Source organism: Segeticoccus rhizosphaerae (genome assembly GCF_009192725.1).
Classification (GTDB): domain Bacteria; phylum Actinomycetota; class Actinomycetes; order Actinomycetales; family Dermatophilaceae; genus Segeticoccus; species Segeticoccus rhizosphaerae.
Window position 1 is genome coordinate 1 of sequence record NZ_VOHR01000407.1, and the last position, 2,985, is coordinate 2,985.

Annotated in this window: 2 protein-coding genes and 1 pseudogene; 2 read left to right on the forward strand and 1 reads right to left on the reverse strand. The window is 72.6% G+C overall.

The window, feature by feature from the left end:
• Both FRW57_RS19770 and FRW57_RS19775 read left to right on the forward strand, forming a co-directional pair.
• Positions 1-541 (forward strand): SAF domain-containing protein (locus FRW57_RS19770; RefSeq protein ID WP_152186853.1); only part of this gene is annotated, 541 nt, incomplete at its 5' end.
• Between the two features lie 93 nt (positions 542-634).
• The gene (locus FRW57_RS19775) at positions 635-988 is read left to right on the forward strand and encodes an MscL family protein (protein ID WP_137120003.1); all 354 of its coding nucleotides are present in this window, start codon (positions 635-637) and stop codon (positions 986-988) included.
• Between the two features lie 404 nt (positions 989-1,392).
• Here FRW57_RS19775 and FRW57_RS23555 read toward each other — a convergent pair.
• Positions 1,393-2,985, reverse strand: a pseudogene (locus FRW57_RS23555) (hypothetical protein); the annotation flags it as partial.

The window sequence follows — 2,985 nt, forward strand, 5'->3', positions numbered from 1 at the left end:
GGCACCGCCGCAGGGCGCGCGGGTGGTCGTGGTGGCGCGTGACCTGCCGGTCGGGCACCGCATCGTCCCGGCCGATCTGCACGTGAGCCGGTGGCCGGAGGACCTGCGGCCGAGGGCCGGCTACGCACGTGTCGACGCCGCCGTGGGTGCCGTCCTCGCTGGTCCCATCATGGCGGGTGAGGCACTGACGACCGGCCGTCTGCGCGGCTCGTCCCTGCTCGACGCGCTCCCCCACGGACGTGTGATGGCTCACATTCCGCTCGCCGACGGAGGGCTCGCCCGGGCGCTGCGACCGGGCGACCGGGTGGACGCGATCTCAACCACGGACGGCACGGTGATCGGCCGCGACCTGCTGGTGCTCGCGGCCGGCGGCGAGCAGCACGACCACGGGGCTCTCAGCCCGCTGACCAGCGACGACGCGGTGCAGGGGCCGGGAGTCATGGTCGCCACCCAGCCGTCCACGGCTTTGCGACTCGCCGTGGCTCAAGGCGCCCAGACACCGGGAGTCGGTGTCATGCTGACGGTTCATCGCCCCGGGTAGGGCGACGCGCCGACCCATCGAGCGCGCGGGACACCCTGCTCTGGTCCGCTACAGCGACCGTCGCATTTTCCACTATCAGAAAAGGACACCCCAATGAAGGGTTTCAAGGATTTCCTCATGCGGGGCAATCTCGTTGAGCTTGCCGTCGCGTTCGTCATGGCGGCGGCGTTCGGTGCCGTGGTGACCGCGTTCGTCCAGATCATTCTGGACATCATCGGCAAGGCCGGGGGCACGCCGAACTTCTCCGAATACACACCGGGTGGCATCCACGTCGGCGTGTTCATCACGGCCTTGATCGCGTTCATCATCCTGGCCGCGGTCGTCTACTTCTTCGTGGTCAAGCCCTACGAAGCAGCTCGTGCCCGTTACGTCACCGAGGAGGAGCCAGCAGCGACCGAGATCGACCTGCTGGTGGAGATCCGCGACGCGCTCCAGGCTCGGCGATAGTCGGTCGCCGAAAGGCCAGTCGGACGGCCCTGCCGGACTTGCTGACCGACAGCTGACGCGCATCCTGTGGGGTGGGAGCCGGTGGCTCCCACCCCACAGTCATGTCCACCCGCGTCCTCGCCGGTCGCGACGGCCTCTCGTCGCACCTCCTGCTCAGCCCCAATGGGGCGGCCGTTGCTCGCGCAGCCAACGGTCCTGTGCCGACTCGTCCGGCCTCTCGCCCCATCCCTCATCGGTGTCGTCCGTGGTCGGCGAGAGCGGACCCGAGTCACCGCCCTGGGCCGGGCGCGTCACCCGCCGATGTCGCCGCCGCCCGGGACGGACCGGGCGATGCTCATCGCCAGAGGCCTCCTCCTGCACACGGCCTCGTTCGTCGTCGGCACCGTCAGGTGGGTCGGTCGTGGTCACGCCTGGTCCGCGCCCTCGGTGGGTTCGACCGACGCGTGCCGCGGCGCCTGCTGCCCGGCTTGTGAGCGGTCGGTGCGGGCGGTGCGCGACGCCTCCCAGACCTCGGCCGTGACCATGGCGACCACGCGCGCCGGGTCGCGGAAGACGTCGGTGGTCCAGATCCGCACGTGGTGCCAACCGAGCCGCCCGAGGTGCTCGACGCTGATCCGCTCGCGATCCCGGGTGCTGCGCTGGGCGGCTCGTCCCCGTCCGTCGCTCTCGATCGCGACGAGCAGCCGGCCCGGGCGGGCCGGATCCTCGATCGCGAGGTCGAGCCGGTGTCCGGAGCGGCCGTGGTCCTGGTGGACCACGAACCCCTCTGACCGCAGCCTCCCCGCCAGCTCCGACACCACTGGATGGATGTCGTCCGCCGACGGGGCAGCAGCGCGCTCGGTCGTGCTCGGCGCAACGGCCGGGGCGACTGCGTCCCCCTCTGCTGCCTTCGCACCCGTGGCGTCCGACGCGGCCAACACGCTCGCTGGCGGCGCGGGCGTCCGGTGCAGCGCCTGGTCCGGGTCGGCGGCGTAGCGCACGAAGTCGGCCACCAGTTGACTGCCAGGGGTGCTCGGCCCGGACCCTGCGCTGGCGGCACCGGAGTCACGCGGCGCGACGACCGTCATCCGCCGCCTGGCTCGAGTCGTGGCGACGACCAGCCGCGCCTCGTCCACCTCGTCACCGTCCAGCACGACGATGACCGCGTCCCGCTCCTCACCCTGCGCAAGGTCGGCCGCCTTGACGAAGGCCCGCTCGGGAGCGTCGTGCCGGAAGAATCCGGCGACCTCCGGAGCACGCGCTAGCTGGCGCGAGAGGGCACGTCCGACCGCGCGGTCCAGCGCCGGTCCGACCGCGACCACGCCGAGCGACTCGCCGGGATGTGACCTGGCGTGCTCGACGGCCTCGCGCGCCGCAACCTCGGCCAGGGCCTCGAGGCCCCTGCCCCCCGATCCTGCGTGCGCACCGTCGTCCGGTCGATCGACCGTGCGCAGCCGCACCGCGTCGCGGCCGATCGCCCCCGGCACGGTCGCCATCGACGCGCCACCGTAGACGCGCTGCGCCACGAAGGTGACCAAGCGCTCGTCCTCGGAGCGGTAGTGCCGCTCGAGCGTCCGGAGCGGGAGCACGCGGGCCAGGACCTCCATCAGGGACCGCCCTGGCGCTTCCTCGCGAACGCGGCGTGCGTCGTCGACTCCGGGCTGCCCCGAGGGCGTCTCGGCCACCACGGTGGAGAACTGCGCGGGGGGCGACTGGCGTCGGTCACCGACGGCGACGACGCGATCGGCACGGGCGATGGCCGAGACCGCGCGCGCGGTCGGGAGGTGGCCGGCATGGTCCACGACGACCACGTCGAAGCAGCGACCCGGCGGCAGGAGGGAGGCCACGGCCAGGGGGCTCATCGCCCAACACGGCCGCACTGCGGTCATGACGTCGACGGCCTCGCGCATCAGCTCACGCGGATCGCGGTGCCTGCGCCCTCGCGCCGCCTCGTCGCGCAGGAGCTGCACCTGATCCGGCTGGGCCGCCACGACCTCCGCCAGCCGGGCCGCCACACG